Here is a 26,303-nt window from a genome sequence, read left to right as displayed (position 1 = left end):
TGACCTCGGCGGGTCAGAACTTTTATTTTCTATAGTTGTAGAGAATACGGAAATGTAAGCTGTGCCACAAGAGTCCGAAGCAAGATATTTGGGGAGCTGTCCGGTGCCAAAGATTGTCGACCACGACCAGAGGCGGATTGAACTCGTCGACGCCACGTGGCGGATCATCGCCCGGCTCGGGATTGAAAGTGCCACCATGCGGGAAATTGCCCTTGAGGCAGGCTTCGCGAACGGCGCCCTCAAGCCCTACTTCCCCACCAAGGATGACCTGCTGACCTTCGCTTTCGGGCACGTCTTCAACCGCACCAACGAGCGCATCGCAGGAGTCACCGCCGGGCAGGCCGGACTGGCGGCCCTGCGGTCGTTTTGCGTCGAGGTGCTTCCGCTGGATGAGGAGCGGATCAACGAGGCCCGGATTGTCATCCCGTTCTGGCAGAAGGCCATCAATGACCCCGGCAAGGCCCGGATCCACCGGGATTCGATGGAACAGTGGCTTGCGACGATGCGGCAGTACCTTGCCGAGGCGCGGCAGGCCGGCGCCGTCACCACCGCCGTCGACGACGCCGCCCTGGCCGGGCAGCTGCTCAATCTCCTCCTCGGCGCGCAGATTACGGCGGCACTTGCCCCGGAAGGCCAGGTGGAACTCGGGCTGAACGGGCAGCTGGAGGGCTTCCTGACCCTGCTGGCCTGCTAGGCCCCAGACAATCTTTATTCGCCGAGCGTCGAAAAAAGATGACATCGGCGGGCCGCGCCGCTACCCTGAAAGGACTGTGTCCCATGACACATTCCAAGAATTACGACGGCGTCAGGATCCTCGATGACTGCAGTTGCAACCCGCCCAGTGGCCTCCCCCGCCGGACAGGATGTCCTCACCAGCACAGCAGAATCTTTCGACCACTGGAGGCACCTGGTCGCGGAGTCCTTCGTTCCCCTGGCCGCCTCGAGCGCCGATGCGGACAACTTCCGCGGCCGCATGCGGGCCCGCAGGCTGGACCGTGTGGCACTCGTCGAGGTCTCCTCCTCGAGCCATGAGGTCCACCGCACGCCGGCGCTGATCGCGCAGTCCAACCAGCGCTATTTCAAGCTCAATCTCCAGCTGCAGGGCACCGGGCTCCTCATCCAGGACAACCGCGAGGCAGTCCTGCATCCGGGCGATCTCTCCATCTATGACACCAGCCGACCTTACACGCTTGCCTTCGAGGGCGACGCCCGGCTCATGGTGATGATGTTTCCCTGGGACGCGCTGTCCCTGCCGCCGGACTGCATCGCGCAGCTTTCGGCCGTGCGGATGGCTTCTGGCGGCGGCCTCGCCGCGATCGTCGGTCCCTTCATCGCCCACCTCGCGGAGAACCTGGATGCACTCAGCGGCCCCAGCGGCTCCCGCCTCGCCACCAATGCCCTTGATCTCGTCTCCACGATGCTGCATTCGGAACTGGACATGTCCCCGGACCGCATGAGGCCCCAGGCCCTGTTGGCGGCATCCGTCCGCGAGTATATCGATGCCCACCTGGCCGATCCGCTGCTGTCGCCGGCGTCCATCGCGGCGGCCCATTTCATCTCCACTCGGCACCTGCACAACGTCTTCCATGAATCCGGGACCACCGTGGCGAGCTGGATCCGGACCCAGCGGCTGGAGGGTGCGCGCCGCGAACTGCGGGATCCGCTCCTGGCCGGAATGCCTGTGGGGGCCGTGGCCGCGCGCTGGGGCTTCCTGGATGCGGCCCATTTCAGCCGCTCCTTCCGTGATGCCTTCGGTGAGTCCCCCAGCGTCTGGCGGCGCGGCGCCTGAGCCTGGCCTTCACCCCCTGCTGAGAGCACCCGCCGTCGTCAGCACCTGCCGTCGTCGGCGCCCCGGAAACTACGGACGCAGAAGGGGCGGGGCCGGATCTGTCCGGCACCGCCCCTTCTTCTTCCAATGCTGACGCCCACCCCGGCCTCAGGCAGTGACCCCTGCGCGCGCGGCCCTGCGCTCCACGGCAATTTCCACCAGCACACCGGCGGTAAACACAATGGGTACGGTCAGCAGCAGGCCCACGGCCGTTTCGGCACTGCCGCCGATCAGAGCGGTGAAGTTGATGATGACGAGGGACAGGACCCAGCCAAGCAGCAAGGTGGCGAGCACCGGTGCCACCGTTGTCTGCCAGAGCTGGCCGGACACCCTTTCCCGCCGGAAGTACGCGACGACGGCCAGCGAGCAGAGCATGTACAGCACCAGGAGCGCGGCCACGGCCAGTCCGCTGAACCAGGAAAAGAGGGTGAGGACAGGATCCAGGGACAGCACCGCGAACGGCGCCACGAGCAGGAAGGCGACCACGGTCTGGATCCGCGCAGCGACGGCGGGCGCCTTATGCCGGTTGGTCCGGGCCACGCCGCGGGGCATCGACCCGCGCAGGGCCAGCGAATGGAGGTAGCGGTTGATGCCGTTGTGGAAGGCGATGATGCCGGCCAGCAGTGAGGTTACGAGCAGCATGCCGGTGACCGTTCCGGCCCACGGCCCGAACAGCTCCACCATCGGCGTCAGCACGAACGCGGTGGAATCGCCCGATTCGAGGGCCGCGCCCGCGGCGTCGATGACGTGCGAGGGACCGTAGTAGCTGACCAGCATCCAGGAAATGAAGGAGAAGAAGACCGCGATGACCCCTACCGAAAGGTACGTGGCCCGGGCGACGGTGCGGTGGGCGTCCTTGGCCTCGGCCGAGTAGATGGCCGTCGATTCGAAGCCGAACATGGAGGCGACGGCGAACATAATGGCAACGCCCGGGGCGCCTGCGCCGATCGCCGCGGGAGAGAAGGACGCCGCCAGGCTGATCCCCTCCGGCCCGCCGCCCCGCAACAGCACGGTGAACCCGAACATGAGCAGGATGGCGACCTCCAGGCCCACGAGCACCGCCAGGACCCGTGCCCCGAGTTCGATGTTGAGCGAGCCCAGCGCCTGCACGCCCGCCATGGTGACGACGGCCAGCAGCCACCAAGGGACCACGAGCCCGGCAGATCCGAGGAGGCCCGAGAACGCCGCGCCGTACAGCCCATACATCGCGGCCTGGACCGTGCTGTACGCGAGGAGCGCGAGCCACGCCGCTCCCGCGCCGACCTTGCGTCCGAAGGCGGCGGTGACATAGGCGTAGAAGGCGCCGTTGGCCTGGATCTTCCGGCTCATCGCGACGAAGCCGACGGCGAAGATCACGATCACAATGCCGACGACGAGGTACGCGCCGGGCGCGCCGGCGCCGTTGCCGAGGGCTGCGGCCAGCGGTGACGCCCCGACGATTCCGGTCAGCGGCGCCTGGGCTGACAAAACGAAGAAAAGAATGCCCATGACGCCGACGCTGCCGGCGCGCAGCGCGGTGGAGTGCTCCGTGCGGGGGCTGGATTCTGCGGTCCGGGAATCTGAATTTGAAATACTCATCGGATCCTTCTTAACGGTCATGAGTCTTGGAAACGGCGGTCTGGGAAATGGGGGGTGCGTTGCACCGTGAAATCCAGCATGGCAGGTGGCGCCCGTCACGCTTTTGTCGATTAGCGACCGGTTGTTGTTCCTGAGCGTAGTCAGCACCAGGCCCTGCGCCGCCGGCACGGCGGGGAGGACGCCGTCCCGTCCGTAGCCCTCAGGAAACCCTCCCGGTGTTCCGTTCGCTCCCGCACAACAGCTCTTCGCGGATAGACAAGCCCCTCGGCCCTCGCCGGAGCACGCTTGAAACAGCACCCCTTAGGCCGCACCGGCCGCGTTCTCTGACCTACTCGATGTGGAGTACCCCCATGGAAACCTACGATGCCCTTCTCGCCTCGATCACCCCGGTGTCCGGGGAAACCCGCACCATCTTTGACCCGGCCACGGGACAGCCGGTCGGCGAAGCACCGGTCCACACCGTCCAGGACCTAGAAGCCGCCATCGCCGCCGCAGCCGCCGCGCAGCCGGCCTGGGCTGCGCTGGGCCACGATGCCCGGTCCGCCGCGCTGCTCAAGGCCGCCGACGCCGTCGAACGCTCCGCCGAGGAACTCGCCCGCCTGCTCTCCCGCGAGCAGGGCAAACCGCTGAACGGGCCGAACGCCCGCTTTGAGGTCGGCGCCTGCGCCGCCTGGCTCCGCGTCGCCGCCGGGACGCCCCTGGACCCCGAAACCGTGGTGGACGACGGCGAAACCCGCGCCGAACTGCACTACCGGCCCATCGGCGTCGTCGGCGCGATCGGCCCCTGGAACTGGCCCATGATGATCACTGTCTGGCAGCTCGCCCCGGCCCTGCGCATGGGCAACGCCGTCGTCATCAAGCCGTCCGAATACACCCCGCTGTCCGTCCTTGCCCTCGTCGAAGTCCTCAACCAGGAACTCCCCGAAGGCCTCCTCACGGCGGTCTCCGGCGGCCGCGACGTCGGCGAGGCCCTGGCCGGACACCCCGCGATCGGCAAGATCATGTTCACCGGCTCCACCGCCACCGGCAAGGCCATCATCAAATCCTCCGCCGACACCGTCAAACGCCTCACCCTGGAGCTGGGCGGCAACGACGCCGGCATCGTCCTGCCCGACGCCGACCCGAAGGCGATCGCCGAGGGCTTGTTCTGGGGCGCCTTCATCAACACCGGCCAGACCTGCGCGGCGCTCAAGCGCCTCTACGTCCACGACGCGATCTACGATGCCGTCTGCGAGGAACTCGCCACCGTCGGCCGGGCCATGCCCATGGGCAACGGACTCGACGAGGCCAACGTGCTCGGCCCGCTGCAGAACCGCCAGCAGTTCGACATCGTCGCCAGGCTCGTCGAGGCAGCCCGCGACTCCGGCGCCAGGATTCTCCTCGGCGGCAACCCGGAGGCCGACCAGCCCGGGAACTTCTACCCCACCACCCTCGTCGCGGACATCGCCAACAGCAACCCGCTGGTCGCCGAGGAGCAGTTCGGCCCCGCCCTGCCGATCATCCGCTACGGCACCGTGGACGAGGCGGTCGCCATGGCCAACGCCGTGGACGTCGGACTCGGCGCCTCGGTCTGGTCCTCCGACCCCGCCGAAGCCCGCAAGGTGGCGGCCCGGCTCGAGGCCGGCACTGTCTGGATCAACAAGCACGGTGCTGTGGACCCCCGCATCCCGTTCGGCGGCGCGAAGCAGTCCGGCTACGGACTCGAATTCGGTGTCGAAGGCCTCAAGGCCCTCGGCGTTCCGCAGGTCATCAACGGCTGACGCTGCACTCAGCAGAAGCCATCAGTGCAGCGCCTGCGGCACGGGTTCGTGCCGCAGGTAGCTGCGCCGGAACCGGCCGCTGCCGGCGGTCAGGGCCCGCAACTCCACCGCGTACCGCAACAGTTCCTGGTCCGGAACCTCGGCGCTGATCTCGGTGCCGTCGGCGCCGGCGGAGGTGGTTCCGGTCAGGCGTGCCCGCCGGGAGGACAAGTCGCTCATCACGGCGCCCACGTGGTCCTCCGAAACGCTGATGGTCACGGACGAGACCGGCTCCAGGAACTGGATGCGGGTTGCCCCGGCCGCCTCCCGGAGGGCCAGCGCCCCGGCCGCCTGGAAGGCAGCATCGGAAGAATCCACGCTGTGCGTCTTGCCGCCGATCAGCGTGACCTTGATATCCACCACCGGGAACCCGGCCGAGACGCCTTTCTGCATCTGGGCCCGCACGCCCTTTTCCACCGAGGTAATGAACGGCCCGGGAATCACGCCACCGACGGTCTTGTCGACGAACTCGAACCCGGCGCCGCGGTCGAGTGGTTCCACCTCGATGTCGCACACCGCGTACTGGCCGTGGCCGCCGGATTGTTTGACGTAGCGCCCGTGCCCGGCGGCCGGCGCGGCGAACGTCTCCCGCAGCGGCGTGATGACCGGGACGCTCTGCAGGTTAACGCCCTGGTCCCGCAGCCTGCCCAGGACGACGTCGGCGTGCGCCTCGCCCATGCACCACAGGATCAGCTGGTGGGTTTCGGAGTTGCGTTCCACCCGCAGCGTCGGGTCCCCGGCCGTGACCTTCCCCAGGTTTCTGGCCAGGGCGTCCTCGTCGCCGTGCGTGGCGGCTTCGATGGCGACCGGCATGAGCGGGTCCGGCATGTCCCAGGTGGCCACCAGCAGCGGCAGCTCCTTGGCCGAAATCGTGTCGCCGGTCTCGGCGGTGCCCAGCTTGGTCAGCGCGCAGATATCCCCCGCGACGCAGAACGGCACTGGCCGCAGTCCTGATCCCAGCGGCGAGTACAGGTGGGTGACGCGCTCGTCGCTGTCGTGGTCTTCGTGGCCGCGGTCGGCCATTCCGCGGCCGCCCACATGGATGGCGGCGTCCTCCCGCACCACGCCGGAGAAGACGCGCACCAGGCAGACGCGGCCAAGGAACGGGTCGATCGTCGTTCGGACCACTTCGCCGAGCAGCGGACCGTCGGGGTCGCAGCCGAGCGCGCCGGCGGGCACCCCGTCGAGGTCGGTCGCTGCGGGGACGCCGCGCTCCGCCGGCGTCGGAAACGCACGCACCAGGACCTCGAGCAGTTCCGCCAGGCCGAGCCCGGACTCTGCCGACGCCGGCAGCACCGGGTGGAAGGACCCGCGGGCCACGGCCGTCTCCAGATCGGTGATCAGGACGTCGGGGGCGATTTCCTCGCCTCCGAGGTAGCGGTCCATGAGCGTCTCGTCTTCGCTCTCGGCAATGATCCCCTCGATCAGCGCGCCGCGTGCGGACTCCGCGGCGGCGAGTTCGACGCCGGTCGCGGCCCGCGTGGCCGGCGCCGGTTCCGCATCACTGTAGTCGGAGACCGTGCCGGTCAGCAGTCCCAGCACCCCGGTGACGGGACCGTCCGCGGGGACCGGCAGATAGAGCGGAAGGATGGAGTCGCCGAATGCCAGGCGGCAGCGGGCTACGGCGGCGTCGAAATCCGCGCGCGGATGGTCCAGGCGGCTGATGACCACGGCCCGCGGCATCCCGAGCCGCTGGCACTCGCTCCAAAGCGCCGTGGTCGCTGCGTCGACATCGTCGGTGGCCGAGACGACGAACAGCACCGCATCGGCCGCCCGGAGCCCTGCCCTCAGCTCGCCGATGAAATCCGTATAGCCCGGAGTGTCCAGCAGGTTGACCTTGATGTCCCCCACCATCACCGGCACCACCGCGAGCGCCACGGAGCGCTGCTGCGCGATGGCGGAAGGATCCGAGTCGCTCACCGTAGTGCCCTCGGCGATCGAGCCCTTCCTTGTGATGGCTCCGGTGGCGGCAAGCAGGGCCTCGGTGAGCATCGTTTTTCCGGAACCGGAATGCCCCACGAGTGCCACATTGCGGACCTTGTCCGGCTGTTCCGGCGGCGCGACGCCGTTGGCGTCTGCCCGCCGGAGGTCAGACGTACCCCGGACCGGTCCCCTTGACGGCGTTTTGGCGCCTTTCGACGGCATGAGAACCTCCCGGCGTCGCATCCACTCGTGCCCTGCAGGGCCTTGTGTTAAGGATTGGACACCCTGGGACGCCCGGACAGCAAGGTCTTTTTCAGGCCGTGGCCGGAGCAACCAGGGACCCGGAGGCTGCCCGGTTGCGGAGCCAACGGCCCAGGGCCTTGCCTTTGCCCTTCCACCAGCTGTCCTCGTCGCTGCCATGGTGCCACCGGAAGATCACGGCGACCATGACGAACACTCCGGCGGTGACCTCGGGCCAAGAGCCGGAGGCGGCATCGAGGAGCACGCTGAACGCCATGGCCAGGATGGAAGGCAGTGCAAGGGTCCGGAACCACGTGTTGGCGACGTACCGGCTGCGTGATCGCGGCACGGAGACGGCGCGGACGAAGTCGAAGCACAGGCAGACGACCACCAGAGCCTGCCCCAGGGACATCAGGATGTGCCCCGGCAGGGAGCCGGCAAACAGGACGGCCGCCTGGAGCCCCGGGCTCACGGCGCGCCCGTCAAAGCAGCTGGCCGTGAGGAATCGGCGGTGAACGGATCAAACTCGCTTGAATCATGCATGCGATGCCCCCCGGCGTCTACGCTGCTCGTGCGCTGGCTCGGCGCCCGGGCTTCCCGTGGGAGCTATGGGCGTGTCATGCCAGCCTTTTCTGACACTCCAATTCAACGCGCGGAATGGTCATGAAGTCACGCAAATGAGGTACCCGACTATCGGATGGTCGGGTACCTGATTGCGTTCCGGTGTACTCAGTTCGCTCCTGCCGCTACTTGCCCCGGCGAATTCGCGCCACAGCCTGGCGGCCGGCTGATCGAGCAAAAAGCAGACTACTTGCTCCACTGCTCCTGGCCGGACCCACTTGCCCGGCACCGGCCGGAGGCAGGTAGGTTCGCCCCATTAATTGCTCCCAGGTGCTTCCGGCCGGGTGTTTTTCGGCCGGATTCCAGAGGCTCTCCGCGCCGGAACACGAGTACTTTCCTCGCAGGCACGTAGTGCTGGAGCCAAAAGACGAGTACAACTACGCGTTGTTCCGTCCGCAGTTCGCCGCAACGATTGGGCCATCGATTCAGCGCGGCAACCGCAGGATTGGGGGAATGCGGCTCCGGCCTGATGACTCCTGTCCGGGTGCCACCCACACAAGGAGTCTCACAAATGCGCAAGCTCACCAAGAAGAGCAAGGTCATCGCCGTTGCGGCCTCAGTCGCCCTCGTGGCCGTCGGCGGCGGCACTGCCTACGCCTACTGGACCACCACCGGCGCCGGCACCGGCACCGCGGCCAACTCGGCCGGCGGCGGCACCGTGACCCTGCACGCCAGCTTCGCGGCCGGTCTGGCTCCGGGCAACTCGGTGCCTGTGACCTACACGGCGGACAACAGCACCAACACCGGCACCGTCGTCGGCGCTCTCTCCGCGACCGTGACCACGAGCGTGCCCGAATGCCTGCCGGCATGGTTCACGGTCAGCGCCAACACATCGAACACCCCCGTGGCAGCGAACAGCACGGGCACCCAGGTGGGGTCGGGAACATTGGAGTTCCTCAATAGCACCGCCAATCAGGATGCCTGCAAGTCGGCCGTCGTCACGGTCAGCGTCGGCAGCGTGTAGCTGGTGTCCCCGGGGGCCGGACGAACGGCCCCCGGGCGGCCTTCGGGCCACCGCGCAACAACGCATCAGCAACCGTCGACACCCACGATCCGAGCTAGGTTGCCGGGTCCAAGGAGGATAAGGAATGCAGCATCCACTGCGGTTCGTCCGGCTCGCCACAGAACATGCGGGCCTCGCCGGCCGCGTTCTCATCATTGGCCTGCTGGCCATTTTCCTGCCCGCGGGCACGCTCTACGCGGCGGGGCAGCAGTCTGCTCCGCAAAAGCCTGGAATCCTGGTGCAGATCACGCCGTCCAGCAGGAACGTGGACCAGGGACTGGCCACGAGCTACTCCGCTACCGTCAGTTCCACCGGCGGCTTTTCCGGCACGGTATTGCTGGCTGTCGCCGGCCTTCCGGCGGGGGCAGCGCCAGGATTCTCGCCGTCGTCCGTCAAGCTGACGGCCGGGAGCATCGCCCAGCTGAGCATGACCGTGTCGACGGCATCCAGCACTGCCGCCGGAGACTACGAGCTGACCCTGACAGGCCAGAGCGGGGCGGTCCAGTCGGCCGCCGTAAAGACCCAGTTGCGGGTCAAGGCACCCTTGCGCGTGTTCGGACTCTCGGGCGATGTGTCCGGCCTGCTCGCGCCAGGTACGAGCAGGTCCATGGATCTGGGATTCACCAACCCGGACAAGGGCATCGACGTCGGCAACCTGACGGTCTCGATCACGGGTGTGGTCCGCACGGCGAAGGCGATCGCGGCCAACCTGCCCTGCACGGCGCAGGACTATGCCGTGGTGCAATACAGCGGGACCTATCCCTTGACGGTTCCGTCCGGCAGCAGCTCGCTCTCTCACCTTGGTGTCCCGTCCGCCCAATGGCCCCGGATCGCCATGCTCGACACGCCTCGCCTGCAGGACGGCTGCAAGGGTGCAGTCCTCCAGTTGGCCTACTCGGGATCAGGGCAAGGAAACTGACATGCAATCCACACGATCCATGCTCCGCGGCACCAGAATCGCCGGCACCGCTTCCGCCGCAGCCGCCGCGCTCTGCCTGCTGGCCGGCGGGGGCACGGCCTACGCCTACTGGGCCACCGCCGGCGCAGGTTCCGGCGCCGCAGCCGCCGCCACGATGAACGCTGTCACCGTCGATGCGTTTGTAGCCGGCGACTCGAACCGGACCAGCCTGGTCCCGGGCGGCACTGCGGACGTCATCCTCCGGACCAGCAACCCTAACGCGTTCGCGGTTCAGCTGTACGCAGTGGTCTCTACCGGACCGGTCACGGCCGATGCCGCCCACGCCGGGTGCACCACCATGGGGGTGTCTTTCACGGCCCCTGCCGCACCGCTCGCACCCGCCATCATCATCCCGGCGAACTCTTCCCTGCTGGTGACCCTGCCGGGCGCGGCGAGCATGTCCACTGACTCACAGTCCGCCTGCCAGGGCGCTACCTTCAAGGTTCCCGTCACCGTGGAGGCCCGGCGATGAGCCGTCACAACACCCGCGAGGCACGCTCGCGAATCCGAAGCCGCATAGCCGTCATCGTTGCCGGCGCGGCCCTCCTCTCGTGGGCCGGTCCCGGGGCCAACGCCTTCTGGACTGCTGTCTCCAACGGTGGTGGCGCGGCCGCTGTCGCAGACGCCGTGGCCGCCGGCACAACACCGTCGACGTCGGTGTCTGCGGGAAATGTCACGCTGGCATGGACTGCCAGCACCACCCTGGCCGGCCGTCCCGTCACCGGTTACACGGTGGCTCGTTATTCCTCCGCCTCCGGAGGCACCAAAGTTCCCGCGGGGGGAACCTGCGCGGCCCAACCTATCGCCGGGCTGGGCTGCATTGACCAAGGGGTCCCGACCGGCACCTGGCACTACACGGTCACCCCGGTGCTCGGGCAGTGGCAGGGAGTTGAGAGCGTCCGGAGCGCCGGCGCCGCCGTTGACACCACACCGCCAGGCGCCCCCACAGTAGCGGCCCCGGCCTACCTCAACTCCACCACCGTCACCTCCGTGCCGGTCAGCGGCACCACCGAGGCAGGGGCATCCATCGCCCTGACTGTTACGGACGCGGGCGCTGCGCACACTGTCACCAAAACCGTGACCGCGAACGGCTCGGGAGCCTGGAACGCCGCCTTCGATCTGTCGTCCCTGAACGCCGGAACGGTCACCTACAGCGCCATCGCAACCGACACCGCGGGCAACAAGGGCACAGCGGCGGGCACGACGACCTCAACCAAGGACGTCACCGCCCCTGCGGTGACAGCGGTAGCGCTGTCCGGTGGCGGGGGCAACGGAAAAGATAACGGCAAGATCGAGCCCAAGGACAAGGTCACCCTCGCCTACTCCGAAGCCCTGGACGCCTCGACGATCTGCAGCAGCTGGGCTGCCGGTGCCAGCGGCACAGTGAACGGGAACAACCAGGTCACTGTCACCATCAGCTCCCGTAACGTCCTGACGGTCACAGTGGATAGCGCGGCCTGCCCGACGTGGAGAATCGGCACCGTCGGGCTAGGCATCGGCACCAACTACGGACCTGCGACGGGAACGGTCACGTACAAAGGCACGGGTGTTAACGCCTCCGCAGTCAGTTGGGATTCAACCACCAATAAGCTCACCGTCACACTGGGAGACGTGATCACCGGTAACCCATCCAACGGAACGGAACAGCCCGCGGCCCCGTCCTACACGCCGTCAGACGGGATCAAGGACATCGCTGGCAACTCCCTCGGCCTTACCACTTTCACCAGCACCAGCACTTCACGCTTCTAACGGCCCCCACGGCAGCCCCGCTGGACGCAACAACAGCTGTGCCCGGGACCAGTGGTCCCGGGCACAGCTGTTGTTGCTAGTCGATGAGTCCTAGCCCATGCCCCGCGGCCGCCACACCACCAGCGCCTGCGACCGCGCCTGCGGACGCTTGCCGCGGGCCAGGCTGACGACGTCGCCGGCAGTTCCTGCGGCGAAGATCCGCGAATCGGCCCCTTGGCGGCGCCGGACCAGTTCCTCAGTCAGTTCACCGACCCGGCGCTGCAGGGCGGCCACCTGGTTCTCCAGCTGCAGGATCCGCTTGATGCCCTCCAGCGAGACCCCCTCCTGGGAGAGCCGCTGGACCTCGCGGAGCATGTTCACATCCCGCTGCGAGTAACGCCGCGACTTGCCCGGGGCACGGCTGGGCGAGACGATGCCCAGCCGGTCGTACTGGCGCAGCGTCTGCGGGTGCATGTCCGCCAGTTCCGCGGCAACGGAGATGACGAAGATCGGCTGGTCGAAGTCGATGGCCATGGCTGGATCCCGTTCCTAGAGCCGGGCCTTGGCTGCCAGGCCCGCGCGGACGTCCTCATTGGCGGTGGCCGCGGCGAAGGCCTTCACGGCCTCCTCCGCTTCCTTGTTCAGCTTCCGCGGAACAGCGACGTCGATCGTCACCAGCAGATCGCCGGTGGCTTTGGCGTGCTTGACGCCGCGGCCTTTGACGCGCAGGGTCCTGCCCGAAGGCGTCCCTGCCGGAACCCTGACCTTGACCGTGTCGCCGTCGATCGTCGGAACCTCGATGTCTGCGCCCAGGGCCGCCTCCGGGAAGGAGACCGGGACGTGGATCCGGAGGTTGTCGCCGTCGCGGACGTAGAATTCGTGCGGCTTTACCGAGACGGTGACCATGAGGTCGCCGTTGCCGGCGGGGGCGTACTGCCCCTTGCCGCGGACGCGGACCTTTTGTCCGTCCTTGATGCCGGCCGGGATGCGGACGTCGATGACCTCACCGTCCGGTTCACGCAGGCCGATCGTGGTGCCGCGGATGGACCCGCCGAATGAGATCGAGGTGGACGCGGTGCGGTCCGAGCCCTTCTGCGGAGCCCGCTGGAAGGACTGGCCTCCGCCGCCGAATCCGCCGCCGCCGAAGAGATCTGCGAACTCGGGCGGAATGCCGCCGGCCGTGCTGTAGCCGCCGGAGTGGCGGCCCCCGCCGCCGGTAAAGAGCCCGCCGAAGAGGTCCTCGAAGCCCGCTCCGCCGCCGGCCCCGCCGCTGCCGCCGGGGGCAAAGCGTGCGCCGCCGCCCATGGCCCGGATCGCGTCGTACTGCTGGCGCTCATCGGGGTCCGAGAGCACGGAATAGGCCTCGGAGATGTCCTTGAACTTCTTCTCCGACGCGACGTTCCCCGCATTGGTGTCCGGGTGGTGCTGCCGGGCAAGTTTGCGGTAAGCCTTCTTGATGTCGGCGTCGGAAGCGTCCTTGGCGACACCAAGGATCTTGTAGAAGTCCTTGTCCACCCAGTCCTGGCTAGCCAATGGCGTTTCCTTTCAAAAGTCGTGCAGAGTGCGCTTCGCAGATGATGGGCCCCCAGCCCCTTCGCGTGGTGGCCTGGTCCTGACGGACCAGGCCACCACGCTCCGACAGGCCCGATGCCACTCCCGGGGCCCATCATCTGCTTCGCGCTGTTTCTCAACTCACTTTAGGCGAGCAACACGCTGGCGCGGAGGCCGGATAGGGGGCGGCGGTGTGGAGGGCACCGCGAAGCGGGCACCGCCCCCTATCCGGCGGAGCGCCAGAGGCAACCTACGCCGGTACCGCCACGATCACCTGGGCCGCGCGGAGGACGCGGTCGCCGGACTTGTAGCCCGAGCGCAGCACCTGGCTGACGGTGTCGATTTCGATATCCGTGCCGGGCTGCTGGATGAGGGCCTCGTGGATGGTCGGATCGAACTCCACGCCGGTCTCATCGATGCGGACCAGTCCGTACGTCTTCAGCGCAGCCTCCAGTTTGGCGGCGATCGCGGCGAAAGGGCCGTCCGCGAGGTCGCCGTGCTGGCGGGCGGCGTCGACGTCGTCCAGTACCGGCAGCAGCGCGTTCAGGACGCCGATGACGGCCATCTCGCCCGCCACGGCCCGGTCGCGCTCGACCCGCTTGCGGTAGTTGACGTACTCGGCCTGCAGGCGGCGGAGGTCATTCCTGAGCTCCTCCGCCTCGGCAGCGGGCGCGCCCTGGGCTACGGATTCCGCGGCGGGCACCTCAACACTGTTGAGGATGTCCTCCGCCTGGGACAGGGCGTCCCCGGAGTCTGCGGGGGCAGCTGCGTGCTCCTGGCCGGGGTGGCGGGCCTGGCCGGTCTTCGGATCAACCTTGCGGTTGTCGTGGATCACCGGCTTCTGCGGCTCGTTCTCCTGCTGTTCCGCGTCGCGCCGGCTCTCGGAAGAACCGTGCTCTTCTTCGTTACCGTGGTGCGGCATGATTACTTCTTCTCGTCTTCGTCAACGATTTCGGCGTCGACGATGTCCTCGTCGGAGCCCGCTGCCGGCTCGCCTGCGGGGGCGCCCTGCGCACCGGCGTGGCCGTCGGGGGAACCGGCCTGTGCGTAGATGGCTTCGCCGAGCTTGGTCTGGGAAGCCTGGAGCTTCTCGAACGCGGTCTTCACGGCGGCGTCATCGGTGCCTTCGAGGGCCTTCTTGAGGGCGTCGACGTCTGCCTTGACCTCGGTCTTGACCTCTTCGGGCAGCTTGTCGGCGTTGTCAGCGATCAGCTTGTCCACGGAGTAGGCGAGCTGCTCGGCCGTGTTGCGGGTGTCGGTTGCCTCGCGGCGGGCCTTGTCCTCGGCTGCGTGCTCTTCGGCGTCGTGGACCATGCGGTCGATGTCTTCCTTGGACAGCGCGGTGCCGCCGGTGATGGTCATGGACTGTTCCTTGCCGGTGCCCTTGTCCTTCGCCGAAACGTGCACGATGCCGTTGGCGTCGATGTCGAAGGTGACCTCGACCTGCGGAACGCCGCGGGGGGCCGGCGCGATGCCGGTCAGCTCGAACGTGCCCAGCGGCTTGTTGTCGCGGGTGAACTCACGCTCGCCCTGGAAGACCTGGATGGCCACGGACGGCTGGTTGTCATCCGCAGTCGTGAAGGTCTCGCTCCGCTTGGTCGGGATGGCGGTGTTGCGCTCGATCAGGTGCGTCATGATGCCGCCCTTGGTTTCGATGCCAAGCGACAACGGGGTGACGTCGATCAGCAGCACGTCCTTGCGCTCGCCCTTGAGGACACCGGCCTGCAGGGCTGCGCCGACGGCGACGACCTCATCGGGGTTGACGCCCTTGTTGGGCTCCTTGCCGCCGGCCAGTTCCTTGACGAGGTCGTAGACGGCCGGCATGCGGGTGGAGCCGCCGACGAGCACGATGTGGTCGATCTCGGAGAGCTTGATGCCGGCTTCCTTGATGACGTCCTGGAACGGCTTCTTGGTGCGGTCCAGCAGGTCCTTGGTGAGGTCCTGGAACTTGGCGCGGGTCAGCTGCTCGTCCAGGTGGACCGGGCCGTCGGGGGTGACGGACAGGTACTGGAGGGAAACGTTGGTGCTGGAGGAGGAAGAGAGTTCCTTCTTGGCCTGCTCCGCGGCTTCGCGGAGACGCTGCAGGGCGATCTTGTCCTTCGTGAGGTCGATGCCCTTGACCTTGAGCTGGTTCAGCAGGTACTCCACGACGCGCTGGTCCCAGTCGTCGCCGCCGAGGTGATTGTCACCGGCGGTGGCGCGGACCTGGATGGTGGAGAAGTTGTCCTCATCCTTGCCGACCTCCAGGAGGGAGACGTCAAAGGTTCCGCCGCCGAGGTCGAAGACCAGGATGAGCTCGTCTTCCTTGCCCTTGTCCAGGCCGTAGGCCAGGGCGGCCGCGGTGGGCTCGTTGACGATGCGCAGGACGTTCAGGCCTGCGATTTCGCCGGCCTCCTTGGTGGCCTGGCGCTGGGCGTCGTTGAAGTAGGCCGGCACGGTGACGACGGCGTCGGTGACCTTTTCACCGAGGTAGGACTCGGCGTCGTTCTTGAGCTTCATGAGGATACGGGCGGAAATTTCCTGCGCCGTGTACTTCTTGTCGTCAATGGCGACGGTCCAGTCAGTGCCCATGTGGCGCTTGACGGACGCGATGGTGCGGTCGATGTTGTTGACGGCCTGGCGCTTGGCGATCTCGCCGACCAGGACCTCGCCGGACTTGGAGAAGGCAACAACCGACGGCGTGGTGCGGCCACCCTCGGCGTTGGCAATGACGGTGGGCTCGCCACCTTCGAGAACGGAGACGACGGAGTTAGTGGTTCCGAGGTCAATACCTACTGCACGTGACATGGATTGTTTCCTTACTTCCTTGGAATCTTGCGGAGATGGCCGCGGACCCGCAGTGGCTCAAACCACAATGGCTCTCACCACAGTGGCTCTAACCGCATTGGGTCCGACCGTTATTGAGCGATCTACACTCAACTTTACCCAGAGGGGGACATAAGTCAATTCAAAGTTGAGTGAAGTCGACTCAACTTTGATTTCCCGGTCCGCCCGCGGCAGCTTCCCGCCGCCAAAATTCCCCGCAATCCTGCATTACCGGCGCGCCCCGGGCGGCGTTTCGCCCTGCGCGAACCTGCACCCGGGGCGCCGGGGCACAGCCCTGGGCGGGACTCTTTAGTTGTCGCCCTGAGCGGCGTCGCCGTCGGCAGGTTCTCCCGCTGCCGGCCGGGCGGATCCCTCGGGACGGGACGTGCCGGCGCTCCCGTAGTCGCCTTCGGGGTATTCACCTTCTTCGGCGACGCCGGCCGACTCACCGGCGACGCCGGCGGGCTCACCGGAGACCCCGCCCTCGCCGTAGTCGCCCTCGGGATAGTCGCCTTCCACGTCGCCGACGACGGCGGCTCCGGCCACGCCGGCCTCGCCGTAGTCTCCCGCCGCATACTCCCCCTCGACGGCGGTGGGCGGGACTTGGCCTGCCGTGCCGGCGGAGCCGTAGTCGCCCTCGACGTATTGCCCCTCGGGTGCCGCGGCCTCAGCCTCATCGTCCGCGGGAACGGCATCGACGTTCCGGGGCGCCGCTTTTCCGGGGACATTCTCTTCAGGCGTGTTCTCTGCAGGCCTGTTCTCTTCAGGCCTGGTCTCTTCAGACATGGATGGATCCTTCCTGGACGCATCTGGCGCGCCCGTGCGGGCGCAGGGGCAGTCTATCGATCGCCACGGCAGGGCAACAGGGGAACCTGGTTTACCGGGCAGCGCCGGCCGGAGGGAGCCCCGCGACGTCGGCAAGCACCGCGAGGTGGTGGCCGAAGAGCTCCTCCCGGGCAGTGAACGTGTCTGGGCCGTACTGGCCGAAAACCTCGAAGCTGACGGCGCCGAAGAGTGAGGTCCAGGCCAGTGCGCCGCGGGCCAGGAGGTCATCCGGCACCGCCAGGCCGAACTCGGCGCGGATTTTCGCCAGGTCCCCCGCCAGTCCGGCGGGCACGGCGGGACCCTGCCGGCCGGTCGTGGAGAGCCGTCCGGCCCGGAAGGCGCCGTCGAGGATGCGAACGAGGGCCGTAATCACCCTCGTCCCGGGACCGGTGGTCCGCTCCGCCGGGGCCCGGTAACCGGGCACCGGACTGCCAAAGAGCAGTGCGTAGCGCGATGGCTCGTGCAGCGCCCAGTCCCGCACCGCGCCGCCCAGCGCCGCGAAGCGCCCGTAGAAGTCATCCTCCGGCGCGGCCCCGACGGCGGCATCCACGGCATCGCCAAGTTCGTTGTACGCATCAATCAGCAGAAGGGTCAGCAGCTCCTCGCGGCTCTCCACGTAGCGGTAGACTGCCGAAGAAACGACCCCGAGATCACGGGCCACGGCACGGAGGGACAGCGCGGCGGCACCGTGCACCGCCAGATGCTCACGGCCCAGGCGGACAATATCGGCCACCGTCTGGGCGCGGGCACGCTCGCGCGGGGTGCGCAGCCGCACCGCCGCCGGGGCCGCACCGGCCGGGCCGGACTGGCTGGCTGCAACGCCGGCGTCTATCGCGGATTCAATCCTGGCGTCTGGCATGAGTCCAGCATTCCACATCCAAGAGCACTGTCAACAAATGTGAGCACCACTCTTGACTTGCCGGCCACCGCGTCGCATCCTAAATAGGAGAGCACTGCTCTCGTTATTTCAAAAGGAGATCGGAATGTCCCAACCTGCAGCCTCCGGGCACCAACCGTCCAGGCTCCATGTCGTCACAGGGGCCGGCCCGGTGGGCTGGACCGTCGCCGAACAGTTGGCAGCGGCGGGCCACCGGGTGCGCCTCCTGACGAGGTCCGGCAGCGGACCCGCACACCCGCTGGTGGAACGGCTGTCGCTCGACGTCTCCGAGCCCGCTCCGCTCGGCGAGGCCCTCCAGGGCGCCGCGGCCGTTTTTCACTGCATCCACGGCTCGCGGTACAACGCCGAGGTGTGGGCCAGGGAACTGCCGCCCGCCGAGCTGAATGTGCTCGCCGCGGCGGGTGCGGTGGGCGCCGTCGCGGTCTTTCCGGAAAGCCTGTACTCCTACAGCGCCCCGGACAACATCATGACCGAGGACAGCCCCCGGCAGGCGCAGGGCGGCAAGCGCGGAGTCCGGACCGCACTGCTCGCGGCCCGGGCGGCCTCCCCCACCGCCACCGTGAGCATGGTGGCCGGCGATTTCTTCGGGCCGCGGGTCCGCAACTCGCACGCCGGCGAGCGCATGGTCCGGCCCGTCGCGACCGGCAAGCCAATGCAGGTGATCGGGCGGGCGGACCAGCCGCATTCCTTCACGTACGTCCCGGACCTTGCGGCCGCCATGATTGCCGCGGCTGACAGGCCTCAGGTGTGGAACCGGGTATGGCACGCGCCCACCGGACCTGCACTGACCCAGCGCGAGATCGCGGGGGCATTCGCCAGGGCGGCCGGCGCCCGGGCACCGCGCGTCGCCGGTATTCCCGGGTGGGCAGTGAGGGCAATGGGGGTGTTTTCTCCGGATATGCGGGACCTGACCGAGACCCTGTACCAGTTCGAGCACCCCTTCGTCATGGATTCCACGGCGAGCCAGGCCGCCCTGGGGCTCACACCGACCCCGCTGCAGGAGGCAGCCGCCGCCACCGTCGCCTGGTGGCGGGACGGTGGGCGGTGACTGGGGGACGGTGACGGCGGCTGCGGTCTTCGGTTCCGCCTAGCGGACCCCGGCCGCCTCATTTTCAGCCGGGTCTGCCTTCGGATTTTCGGCAGACAGCGTGGCCCGGGCGCCGTCGCGGGCCGCGGCCCCGCTCCCGGGCCGGCCGAGCTTGCCGGGCCACCAAAGCCGCGGGCCGATGTCGTAGGCCAGCGCGGGCACCAGCAGGGAGCGGACCAGCACCGTGTCCAGCAGGACGCCGAACGCGACGATGAAGGCGAGCTGGACCAGGAACATGATCGGGATGACGCCGAGGGCCGCGAACGTGGCAGCCAGGACCACCCCGGCAGAGGTGATGACCCCGCCCGTCACTACGAGGCCGCGCAGGATGCCGGCCCGGGTGCCGTGCTTGAGGGATTCCTCCCGGACCCGGCTCATCAGGAAGATGTTGTAGTCGACGCCCAGTGCCACGAGGAAGACGAAGCCGAACAGGGGCACCGTCGCATCCGCGCCCGGGAAGCCGAAGACATTGTTGAACACGAAGGCGGAGACGCCCGTCGCGGCGGCGTAGGACAGGACCACGGAGGCGACGAGCAGGACCGGCGCGAGCACCGAGCGCAGCAGCAGCATGAGGATGACCAGGATGACGCCCAGGACCACCGGGATGATGGTGACGAGGTCGCGCTGGGCAGTGGTGTTGGTATCCAGCGCCGTGGCCGTCACACCGCCGACCAGCACACCGGCGTCAATCTTCTTCAGGTCCTGGCGAAGCGACACCACGGCGTTTTCGGCCTCGGCGGAGTCCGCGGCGTGGTTCAGCGTGGCGTTAATCAGGACCTTCCCGTCCCTGGTTGCCGGGGCAGCCGGGGCGCCCGGGGCAGCCGGGGCAGCCGGGGCACCCGGGGCAGCCGGGGCACCCGGGGCAGCCGGGGCACCCGTGATGACCGGGGCACCGCCTTCGGCCAGCAGATAGGCGTCCCCGACGCCGTCGCTGGTCTTTAGCTTCGCCAGCACGTCCTGGGCCTTTGCCTCGTCGGCCACGATCACCGCGGGGCTGCCGGACCCGGCGTCGAAGTGCCGGCCCAGGGCATCCTGCCCGTCGACGGCATTGGAGGCGGTGAGGATGACGTCGGTCTGGGCGACGCCGTTGGCTTTGAGCTGCAGGAGGCCGGTAGCGGCCACCAGGAGCAGCAGCACCGAGGCGACCCAGACCGTGCGCGGCCGGCGGGATACGAGCGAACCGGTGGCCCGCCAGAGTCCCTTCTGCCCCTCGAGGCCGGTGACCAGTTCGGGTTCCCGATCGGTTTCCGGGAGCAGTTTGGGCCGGAACGGCCAGAACGCGGCCCGGCCCAGCAGTGCCATCAGGGCCGGCAGCAGGGTCAGGGCGGCGAAGAGCGCGCAGAGGATGCCCGCCGCCGCCACCGGGCCGAGGGCCTTGTTGGAGTTGAGGTCGGAGAACAGCAGGCAGAGCAGAGCGATGATCACGGTGGCGCCGGAGGCCAGGATCGGTTCCCAGGCCGCCTTCCATGCGGTGACGGCGGCGGCCGTCCGGTTGGTGGTGTGGGTCAGGGCTTCGCGGAACCGGGCCACGTACAGCAGGGCGTAGTCGGTGGCTGCGCCGATCACCAGGATAGACAGGATGCCCTGGCTCTGGCCGTTCAACTGGATCCAGCCGGCCTTGGCCATGCCGAACACCAGCAGGATCGCGGCGCACAGCGCGAAGACCGAGGTGAACAGCACCATGACGGGCAGCAGCAGGGACCGGTAGACGATCAGCAGGATCAGGAACACGGCGCCCAGGGCCACGAGCAGCAGGATGCCGTCGATGCCGGCAAAGGCACTCACCAGGTCTGCAGTGAGTCCGGCCGGTCCGGTGACGAAGGTCTGCATTCCGGCCGGCGCGGATGCCTGGACCGCGTTGCGCAGTTCCTTGACGACCGTTTTCACTTCCGCCGAGGAATCAATGGGCACCACGAACTGGACTGCCTTGGCGTCTTCGGAGGGGATGGGACCGATCACCGTGCTCCCGGCCTGCAGGGCCTCCAGCTTGCCCTTGAGGGCCGCGGCCTCGCGGAGCTGGGCCGGGGTGAAGGCGGAGTCGCTCTCAACCACGATCACTGCCGGGATCTCCTTGGAGTCCCTGAACTTGGCCTGCCAGTCCGCGGCCTCGGTGGCCTCGGCCCCGGCGGGAAGGAACGATGCCTGGTCATTCGATGACACCTCGCTCAGGCGGCCGAATGTAGGGCCGCCGACGCCGGCGATCGCCAGCCAGGCCAGGACGAGCACTGCGGGGATCAGCCAACGCAGCCAGAACGGTACACGCGTCGCCGCGGACGAAGTGGTTTTCATGTTTCCTTCCAGGGTGCGCCTCGGAGTGGGACCAGAGATCAACTCCATAGTAGACTATCTCCATCATAGAGATAATTCAGTGAGCCGGGGCGCCGGAGGAGAATGAAGAGACAACCGGCGCCAGGCCGCTGCGCAGACCCTGCAGTAGACTCCCGAAGGCGCCGTCGACAGCGCCGGCCTGCCGCGGTCAGACCGCCGGGGCAGGATCAAGGGACGAAGGAGGTCCGCCGTGTCAGCCGAATACCCGGGCCTGTCCGAAGACGCCGGCCCGTCCGAAGACGCGGTCCCGCCCAGGAACACAGTCCCGCCCGAAGCCGCCGGTCCGCCGCCCCTCGTCCGGCTCCTGCAGGAATTCACCCTCGAAGCCAACCGCTATGTGGATTCCGCCGGCGGACGCAATGACATGCACCGCACGGACCTCAACGCCCTCGCCGTCATCATGCGGCACACGGCGCGGGACCAGATTGTCACTCCAGGGGTGCTGAGGAAAGAGCTGAACCTCAGCTCCCCGGCCACCACCGCACTGATCGACCGGCTCCACAGTTCCGGGCACGTGGTCCGTGAGCGCGAGGGCGCGGACCGCCGCCAGGTGCAGCTGCGCATGACGCCCAAGGCCTACCGGGACGGCGGCGCCATGTTCCTCCCGCTGGCCCGCCACATGGGCGCAGCCATGGCGAACTTCACGCCGGAGGAACTGGAGATCGTCACCCGGTTCATGAACTCCATGATCGACGCCACCGTCCGGGCCGGTGAGGAAGCGGCCCGCGGCCCCGGGCCGGAACAGCAGCCGGAACAGGAGCCGGGGCAGCACCCCGGCTGATTCGCAGCCCGGGCGTTAAGGGTGCGCGGCGGCCTGCGGCCGGCCACCAGGGAGCGCCTCCGCCAGTGCGGAAGGCGCCGTTTCCGGCGTCGTTTCCGGTTCTGGGGTCCCGCCAAAGCGCCTGCCGACGCCGACGGCGGCCGCAGCCAGGGCCAGCGGAACCCCCAGCGCCCAGCCGCTAAAGAGCAGGACGGCCACCATGACCCCGGCCGCCACGATCACGCCGTACCAGGCAACCGTCCGCGGCTGCAGCAGCCGGATGCCGGCCGCCAGCCCAAACGCGGTGACGGCCGTGAAACACGCCGAGGCGGCGCCGATCTGGAACTGCATGTCGGTGAGTCCGGCGACGGCCGCGGCGAAGGACAGCAAGGTCAGGACGGCCAGTGTTGCCAGGCTTCCGGCGGGCACCTGTCCGCGCCCGGCACCGCGTGCCAGGGCGGGCGGCAGCACGCCGTCGGTCGCCAGGGCGGCCCCGAGCCGGCTGGCCCCGGCCACGAAGGTGTTGATGGGGCCGAACGTCAAAACCGCCGCCGCAACCGCGGTGAGCGGGGCCGCCAATGAGCCCAACCCCTTCTCCAGCAACGCCGCGACGGGCACCGCCGTAGCGGGCAGCTCCGGGCCGAGGACGGCCACCGAGGCGGCGACAACGCCAATGTAGACCGCGCCCACCACTATCAGCGTGAGCCACGTGGCCCGCCGGAGATCGCGCCCGGGGTTCCGGAACTCTCCGGCCAGGTGCGAGACGGCTTCCCAACCGGCGAAGCAGAAGAACAGCAGGCTCGCGGCACCGCCGACCGCCCAGTAGCCGTGCGGGGCGAAGGGCTGGAAATTTTCCGCTTTGGCGTGCGGTGCCGCGAGCACGACCGCGAGCGCGAGCAGCGCCACGAGCAGCACCATGAGCGCCAGTTGCATGCGGCTGGAAACCCTGATGCCGACGGCGTTGCTCGCGAAGGCGGCCAGCAGGATCACCGCCGCCGCGAGGACTGCGGTGTCCCGGCCGCCGCCGACGGCGTGGGCGATGTAGTTGCCGCCGATCACGGCCGTGGCCGGGGCCCCGAAGGGGATCGAAAAGTAGAAGAGGTACCCGGCCACCACCGAGGCGCGGCGGCCGAAGGCACGCTTGACGAAGTGGGCGATCCCACCGGCGTCGGGCTGCTGCCGGCTCATTTCGGCGAAGCTGAAGGCAACCGGAATGCAGAACACCAGCAGGACGGCCCAGGCCAGGAGCGACGCCGGGCCGGCCTCCTTCGCGGCGATGGCGGGAAGCACCAGGACACCCGAGCCCAGGATCGCGCCGACATAGATTCCGGTGGCCCGGAACAGGCCCAGTCCGTTGCCGGCGGCGTCATTGCTGTTGTTGACTTTCACCCCTCCATTCATCCGTAGAATCGCCGGCGCCGGAAGCGGCAAAACTGACGGCCACCCGCGAAAAACTGCCTGCCGGAGCGCGCCTGCTGACCCGCAGTTGGGGATCCACCCTTTTCCGGGCGCGGGAGGGTAGCGTTCCTTTATGAGTGCGCAGCAGCCTGACGATGTGTACACGCACGGCCACCACGAGTCGGTGGTCCGTGCCCATGCCTCCCGCACGGCGGAAAACTCGGCAGCGTTCGTGCTGCCGCATCTCACGCCCGGGACCTCCGTCCTCGACGTCGGCTGCGGACCGGGAAGCATCACGTGCGACTTCGCGGAGCTGGTGGCGCCGGGCAGGGTCACGGGCCTGGACCGCTCCCCCGACATCATCGCCCAGGCCGCGGCCCTCGCCGTCGAGCGCGGCGTGGACAACGTCGGCTTTGCCGCCGGCAACATCTATGACCTCGACTTCCCGGACGAATCCTTCGACGTCGTCCACGCCCATCAGGTCCTCCAGCACCTCACCGATCCCGTTGCCGCGCTGCGGGAGATGCGGCGGGCGGCCAAGGCAGGCGGGATGGTGGCAGTGCGCGACGCCGACTTCCACGGCATGAGCTGGTACCCGGCCATCCCCGAGCTCGACGACTGGATGGAGCTCTACCAGCGGATCGCCCGACGCAATGGCGCCGAGCCCGACGCCGGCCGCCGGCTCGTGTCCTGGGCGCAGGCCGCCGGGTTCACGGACGTGGCGCCGTCCAGCAGCAACTGGCTCTACGCCACCGGGCAGCAGCGGCGCTGGCAGGCCAGGGTGTGGGGCGAGCGGGTGCTGCATTCATCCTTTGCCGACCAGGCGCTCGAGTACGGCCTGGCCAGCGAGGCGGACCTGGCCCGGATTTCCGCGGGCTGGCACCGGTGGGGCTCCACCGACGACGGCTGGTTCCTGATTCCCAACGGCGAGATCATCGCCCGGGCGTGAGCGGCGGCCGGCGGTCACAGCACCGGCACAGCCCGCCGAAAGTGCAGCCATAACTCCGCGCCTGAGGCTGGGTACAGGCCGAATCCTCGGCCGGCCCGGTAACCCGGGCCCCAGCAAAGGAGTTTCACCATGGCAAAGATCAACAAGACCACCGCGGGCATCATGCTCGCCGCGGTGATCGGCGGCGGCGCCATCGGCGCATCGGCCATCCCCGCGATGGCTGCCGATACCACCGGCAGCTCATCCTCGACCCAGGCCACCGACGGCTACGGCACCGGGGGCCAGCGCGGCCCGCACCAGGCCAACGGAAAGACGGAGGAGGTCCTCACCGGCGACACCGCCACGAAGGTCGAGGCGGCGGTAAAGGCCGCCCAGCCGGATGCGACGATCGAGCGGATGGAGACCGACGCCGACGGCGCCACCTATGAAGCCCACATCACGAAGGCGGACGGCACGCGCGCCACTGTCCTGCTGGATGCGAACTTCACGGTGACCGCAACCCAGGAAGGCCAGGGCGGCCCCGGTGGCGGCCATGGCGGCCCCGGGGACACCGCCACGGATGGCTACACGTCCAACGGCTAACCCTTAGCGGGTCTTGGGCGCGCCCCGGGCACGCCCAAGACCTGCGATCCTGGCGGCACGGCCGGCCTCCGGGGCGTGCGCCGTCGAGTTGCCGGCAGCCATTCCCTGCTTCCGGGTCTGCGGATAGGGTGCATTAGATATCTGCACTGGAGACCCACGGCAAGGAGAAACCCATGCGCAAATTGACGGCCGGCCTTTTCTGCTCTGTGGACGGCGTGGTTGAAGACCCGTTCAAGTGGCAATTCGACAGCTTCGACGAAGAACTCGGTGCCGGGATGGGCGAGATGATGGGCCGGATCGACACCGCGCTCCTTGGCCGCGTGGGCTACCAGCAATGGGCGGAATACTGGCCCAACGCCGAAAGCGACGCGGACTTTGCCGGATTCATCAATCCGCTGCCGAAATTTGTCGCGTCCCGGACCCTGACAGGCGAGCTGGAATGGCAAAATTCACGCCTGATCGAGGGCCCGCTGGAAGACTTCGTGGCGGCCCTGAAGAACAGCGACGGCGGCGAAATCGGGATCTTCAGCAGCATTTCGCTGGTCCACCAGTTGCTGTTCGCCGGGCTGCTCGACACCTTGATGCTGATCGTCCACCCCGTGATCGCCGGCAGCGGGCGGCGGCTGTTCAACGACGGCGACGCCCTCACCCGGCTGGAGCTGCAGTCGTCCCAGCAGACCAGCAAAGGCAACATGATTCTCAGCTACGGCCTCCGCCGCGACTGACTCCCGTCGGTTGTCCCGGCGTCCCGCCAGGACGGCCCCGGCCGGGGCCGTAAACTTACCTGGTGCAACCCTCCCTTTGGCTGGCCTTGGCCGGCGCCGGCGTCCTGATCAGCTTCACTCCCGGCGCGGGCGCCATCAACACCATGAGCAACTCCCTGAACTCGGGATTCCGCCGGTCCCTCTGGGGCATCCTGGGCCAGCAGGCCGCCCTCGTGGTGCACATCCTGATCGTGGCCCTCGGCGTCGGAGTGCTCGTGGCGAGCTCACCGGTTGCCTTCAACGTGATCCGCTACGCCGGCGCCGCCTACTTGGTCTATCTGGGCATCCGGCAGTTCCTGCACAAACCGGACCTGGACCAGGAGAAGGCCGCCGCCCTGCGCAACGAGCCGGGCCTGTCCATGTTCCGCCGTGGCCTCTGGGTCAATCTGCTCAACCCCAAGGCCGTGGTCTTCTTCCTGGCCTTCATGCCGCAGTTCATCCGGCCGGAGCAGCCGCTGCTGCCGCAGTACGTGGTCCTGGCCGCCACCGTGATCGTGATCGACGTCCTGGTCATGTGGTTCTTCTTCGCGGCTGCGGCCCGGTCCTTCCAGCGCTTCACCCACGACGCCCGCGGACAAAAGGTCCTAAACCGGACGTTCGGCGGGCTCTTCGTCGGCGTCGGCGTCCTCCTGGCCGCAATCCACTAAGCACCGCGTCCGCCGGCGCCCCGGCACCGGC

At 68.2% G+C, this 26,303-nt stretch carries 24 protein-coding genes; 13 read left to right on the top strand and 11 right to left on the bottom strand.

Annotated features, from left to right (window positions below; translation table 11 throughout):
* The first annotated feature begins 103 nt into the window (after positions 1-103).
* Both B5X90_RS05600 and B5X90_RS05595 read left to right on the top strand, forming a co-directional pair.
* Positions 104-694, top strand: coding sequence for a TetR/AcrR family transcriptional regulator (locus tag B5X90_RS05600; RefSeq protein ID WP_079550774.1), 591 nt, complete (start codon positions 104-106; stop codon positions 692-694).
* 123 nt (positions 695-817) lie between these two features.
* Positions 818-1,789, top strand: coding sequence for an AraC-like ligand-binding domain-containing protein (locus tag B5X90_RS05595; protein ID WP_079550772.1), 972 nt, complete (start codon positions 818-820; stop codon positions 1,787-1,789).
* 147 nt (positions 1,790-1,936) lie between these two features.
* Here B5X90_RS05595 and B5X90_RS05590 read toward each other — a convergent pair whose 3' ends face one another.
* The gene (locus tag B5X90_RS05590; RefSeq protein ID WP_079550770.1) at positions 1,937-3,406 is read right to left on the bottom strand and encodes an APC family permease; all 1,470 of its coding nucleotides are present in this window, start codon (positions 3,404-3,406) and stop codon (positions 1,937-1,939) included.
* A 350-nt stretch (positions 3,407-3,756) separates the two neighbouring features.
* Between B5X90_RS05590 and B5X90_RS05585 the strand changes: the two genes are divergently transcribed.
* Positions 3,757-5,166: an aldehyde dehydrogenase family protein gene (locus tag B5X90_RS05585; RefSeq protein ID WP_079550768.1), complete on the top strand. Its 1,410-nt coding sequence runs from the start codon at positions 3,757-3,759 to the stop codon at positions 5,164-5,166.
* A 21-nt stretch (positions 5,167-5,187) separates the two neighbouring features.
* Here the strand turns inward: B5X90_RS05585 and B5X90_RS05580 are convergent, their stop codons facing one another.
* Positions 5,188-7,350, bottom strand: a complete 2,163-nt coding sequence (locus B5X90_RS05580) for an elongation factor G-like protein EF-G2 (protein ID WP_079550766.1) — start codon at positions 7,348-7,350, stop codon at positions 5,188-5,190.
* 91 nt (positions 7,351-7,441) lie between these two features.
* Positions 7,442-7,840, bottom strand: coding sequence for a hypothetical protein (locus B5X90_RS05575; RefSeq protein ID WP_179129061.1), 399 nt, complete (start codon positions 7,838-7,840; stop codon positions 7,442-7,444).
* Between the two features lie 660 nt (positions 7,841-8,500).
* On the opposite strand from B5X90_RS05575, the gene B5X90_RS05570 reads away from it, so the two are divergent.
* The 4 genes from B5X90_RS05570 to B5X90_RS05555 all read left to right on the top strand — a co-directional run bounded on the left by B5X90_RS05570 (position 8,501) and on the right by B5X90_RS05555 (position 11,699).
* Positions 8,501-8,953 (top strand): hypothetical protein, encoded by a 453-nt coding sequence (locus B5X90_RS05570; RefSeq protein ID WP_079550764.1) that lies wholly within the window; start codon positions 8,501-8,503, stop codon positions 8,951-8,953.
* Positions 8,954-9,077: 124 nt separating this feature from the next.
* Positions 9,078-9,911, top strand: a complete 834-nt coding sequence (locus tag B5X90_RS05565) for a COG1470 family protein (protein WP_079550762.1) — start codon at positions 9,078-9,080, stop codon at positions 9,909-9,911.
* 1 nt (position 9,912) lies between these two features.
* The gene (locus B5X90_RS05560; protein ID WP_079550760.1) at positions 9,913-10,422 is read left to right on the top strand and encodes a hypothetical protein; all 510 of its coding nucleotides are present in this window, start codon (positions 9,913-9,915) and stop codon (positions 10,420-10,422) included.
* Entirely contained in the window at positions 10,419-11,699 is a 1,281-nt protein-coding gene (locus B5X90_RS05555; RefSeq protein WP_079550758.1) for a hypothetical protein, read from the top strand. Before B5X90_RS05560 ends, B5X90_RS05555 begins: the two co-directional genes overlap by 4 nt.
* 90 nt (positions 11,700-11,789) lie before the next feature.
* On the opposite strand, the gene B5X90_RS05550 is transcribed toward B5X90_RS05555, so the two are convergent.
* The 6 genes from B5X90_RS05550 to B5X90_RS05525 form a co-directional block, all read right to left on the bottom strand.
* Positions 11,790-12,212, bottom strand: coding sequence for a heat shock protein transcriptional repressor HspR (locus B5X90_RS05550; RefSeq protein ID WP_079550756.1), 423 nt, complete (start codon positions 12,210-12,212; stop codon positions 11,790-11,792).
* Between the two features lie 15 nt (positions 12,213-12,227).
* Positions 12,228-13,211, bottom strand: coding sequence for a DnaJ C-terminal domain-containing protein (locus tag B5X90_RS05545; protein WP_179129060.1), 984 nt, complete (start codon positions 13,209-13,211; stop codon positions 12,228-12,230).
* A gap of 268 nt (positions 13,212-13,479) precedes the next feature.
* Complete coding sequence (locus tag B5X90_RS05540) at positions 13,480-14,151, bottom strand: nucleotide exchange factor GrpE (protein WP_079550754.1); 672 nt, start codon at positions 14,149-14,151, stop codon at positions 13,480-13,482.
* A 2-nt stretch (positions 14,152-14,153) separates the two neighbouring features.
* A complete protein-coding gene (dnaK, locus tag B5X90_RS05535) occupies positions 14,154-16,016 on the bottom strand; it encodes a molecular chaperone DnaK (protein WP_079550752.1) in 1,863 nt (620 codons plus the stop codon).
* Positions 16,017-16,343: 327 nt separating this feature from the next.
* Complete coding sequence (locus B5X90_RS05530; protein WP_079550749.1) at positions 16,344-16,820, bottom strand: hypothetical protein; 477 nt, start codon at positions 16,818-16,820, stop codon at positions 16,344-16,346.
* A gap of 91 nt (positions 16,821-16,911) precedes the next feature.
* A complete protein-coding gene (locus tag B5X90_RS05525) occupies positions 16,912-17,718 on the bottom strand; it encodes a TetR/AcrR family transcriptional regulator (protein WP_256860069.1) in 807 nt (268 codons plus the stop codon).
* Between the two features lie 124 nt (positions 17,719-17,842).
* Here B5X90_RS05525 and B5X90_RS05520 point away from each other — a divergent pair, with 124 nt between their 5' ends.
* On the top strand, positions 17,843-18,805 hold the full coding sequence (locus B5X90_RS05520) for an NAD-dependent epimerase/dehydratase family protein (protein WP_079550747.1): 963 nt from the start codon (positions 17,843-17,845) through the stop codon (positions 18,803-18,805).
* A gap of 39 nt (positions 18,806-18,844) precedes the next feature.
* Here B5X90_RS05520 and B5X90_RS21375 read toward each other — a convergent pair whose 3' ends face one another.
* Positions 18,845-21,133, bottom strand: a complete 2,289-nt coding sequence (locus tag B5X90_RS21375) for an MMPL family transporter (RefSeq protein ID WP_079550744.1) — start codon at positions 21,131-21,133, stop codon at positions 18,845-18,847.
* A 229-nt stretch (positions 21,134-21,362) separates the two neighbouring features.
* Here B5X90_RS21375 and B5X90_RS05510 point away from each other — a divergent pair, with 229 nt between their 5' ends.
* Positions 21,363-21,953: a MarR family winged helix-turn-helix transcriptional regulator gene (locus B5X90_RS05510; RefSeq protein WP_372702872.1), complete on the top strand. Its 591-nt coding sequence runs from the start codon at positions 21,363-21,365 to the stop codon at positions 21,951-21,953.
* A 15-nt stretch (positions 21,954-21,968) separates the two neighbouring features.
* Here B5X90_RS05510 and B5X90_RS05505 read toward each other — a convergent pair whose 3' ends face one another.
* The gene (locus B5X90_RS05505) at positions 21,969-23,321 is read right to left on the bottom strand and encodes an APC family permease (protein WP_256860068.1); all 1,353 of its coding nucleotides are present in this window, start codon (positions 23,319-23,321) and stop codon (positions 21,969-21,971) included.
* A 142-nt stretch (positions 23,322-23,463) separates the two neighbouring features.
* Here B5X90_RS05505 and B5X90_RS05500 point away from each other — a divergent pair, with 142 nt between their 5' ends.
* The 4 genes from B5X90_RS05500 to B5X90_RS05485 all read left to right on the top strand — a co-directional run bounded on the left by B5X90_RS05500 (position 23,464) and on the right by B5X90_RS05485 (position 26,272).
* Positions 23,464-24,279: a methyltransferase domain-containing protein gene (locus tag B5X90_RS05500; RefSeq protein ID WP_079550740.1), complete on the top strand. Its 816-nt coding sequence runs from the start codon at positions 23,464-23,466 to the stop codon at positions 24,277-24,279.
* Between the two features lie 129 nt (positions 24,280-24,408).
* Positions 24,409-24,861 (top strand): hypothetical protein, encoded by a 453-nt coding sequence (locus B5X90_RS05495; RefSeq protein WP_079550738.1) that lies wholly within the window; start codon positions 24,409-24,411, stop codon positions 24,859-24,861.
* 173 nt (positions 24,862-25,034) lie between these two features.
* A complete protein-coding gene (locus B5X90_RS05490; protein ID WP_079550735.1) occupies positions 25,035-25,586 on the top strand; it encodes a dihydrofolate reductase family protein in 552 nt (183 codons plus the stop codon).
* 62 nt (positions 25,587-25,648) lie between these two features.
* Positions 25,649-26,272 (top strand): LysE family transporter, encoded by a 624-nt coding sequence (locus B5X90_RS05485; protein ID WP_079550732.1) that lies wholly within the window; start codon positions 25,649-25,651, stop codon positions 26,270-26,272.
* Positions 26,273-26,303: the final 31 nt, after the last annotated feature.

The organism is Arthrobacter sp. 49Tsu3.1M3 (assembly GCF_900168135.1).
In the GTDB taxonomy this organism is placed as follows: domain Bacteria; phylum Actinomycetota; class Actinomycetes; order Actinomycetales; family Micrococcaceae; genus Arthrobacter.
The sequence above is the reverse complement of the archived record's forward strand: the minus strand, read 5'-3'. Positions and strand labels throughout refer to the sequence as shown.

Excerpts from the sequence above, each read along its gene's own strand:
- B5X90_RS05595 (WP_079550772.1), top strand. The coding sequence starts at position 818 with ATGACTGCAGTTGCAACCCGCCCAGTGGCCTCCCCCGCCGGACAGGAT.
- B5X90_RS05565 (WP_079550762.1), top strand. The coding sequence starts at position 9,078 with ATGCAGCATCCACTGCGGTTCGTCCGGCTCGCCACAGAACATGCGGGC.
- B5X90_RS05560 (WP_079550760.1), top strand. The coding sequence starts at position 9,913 with ATGCAATCCACACGATCCATGCTCCGCGGCACCAGAATCGCCGGCACC.
- B5X90_RS05525 (WP_256860069.1), bottom strand. The coding sequence starts at position 17,718 with ATGCCAGACGCCAGGATTGAATCCGCGATAGACGCCGGCGTTGCAGCC.
- B5X90_RS05555 (WP_079550758.1), top strand. The coding sequence starts at position 10,419 with ATGAGCCGTCACAACACCCGCGAGGCACGCTCGCGAATCCGAAGCCGC.
- B5X90_RS05550 (WP_079550756.1), bottom strand. The coding sequence starts at position 12,212 with ATGGCCATCGACTTCGACCAGCCGATCTTCGTCATCTCCGTTGCCGCG.
- B5X90_RS21375 (WP_079550744.1), bottom strand. The coding sequence starts at position 21,133 with ATGAAAACCACTTCGTCCGCGGCGACGCGTGTACCGTTCTGGCTGCGT.
- B5X90_RS05580 (WP_079550766.1), bottom strand. The coding sequence starts at position 7,350 with ATGCCGTCGAAAGGCGCCAAAACGCCGTCAAGGGGACCGGTCCGGGGT.
- B5X90_RS05520 (WP_079550747.1), top strand. The coding sequence starts at position 17,843 with ATGTCCCAACCTGCAGCCTCCGGGCACCAACCGTCCAGGCTCCATGTC.
- B5X90_RS05570 (WP_079550764.1), top strand. The coding sequence starts at position 8,501 with ATGCGCAAGCTCACCAAGAAGAGCAAGGTCATCGCCGTTGCGGCCTCA.
- B5X90_RS05540 (WP_079550754.1), bottom strand. The coding sequence starts at position 14,151 with ATGCCGCACCACGGTAACGAAGAAGAGCACGGTTCTTCCGAGAGCCGG.
- B5X90_RS05495 (WP_079550738.1), top strand. The coding sequence starts at position 24,409 with ATGGCAAAGATCAACAAGACCACCGCGGGCATCATGCTCGCCGCGGTG.
- B5X90_RS05530 (WP_079550749.1), bottom strand. The coding sequence starts at position 16,820 with ATGTCTGAAGAGACCAGGCCTGAAGAGAACAGGCCTGCAGAGAACACG.
- B5X90_RS05590 (WP_079550770.1), bottom strand. The coding sequence starts at position 3,406 with ATGAGTATTTCAAATTCAGATTCCCGGACCGCAGAATCCAGCCCCCGC.
- B5X90_RS05490 (WP_079550735.1), top strand. The coding sequence starts at position 25,035 with ATGCGCAAATTGACGGCCGGCCTTTTCTGCTCTGTGGACGGCGTGGTT.
- dnaK (WP_079550752.1), bottom strand. The coding sequence starts at position 16,016 with ATGTCACGTGCAGTAGGTATTGACCTCGGAACCACTAACTCCGTCGTC.
- B5X90_RS05500 (WP_079550740.1), top strand. The coding sequence starts at position 23,464 with ATGAGTGCGCAGCAGCCTGACGATGTGTACACGCACGGCCACCACGAG.
- B5X90_RS05585 (WP_079550768.1), top strand. The coding sequence starts at position 3,757 with ATGGAAACCTACGATGCCCTTCTCGCCTCGATCACCCCGGTGTCCGGG.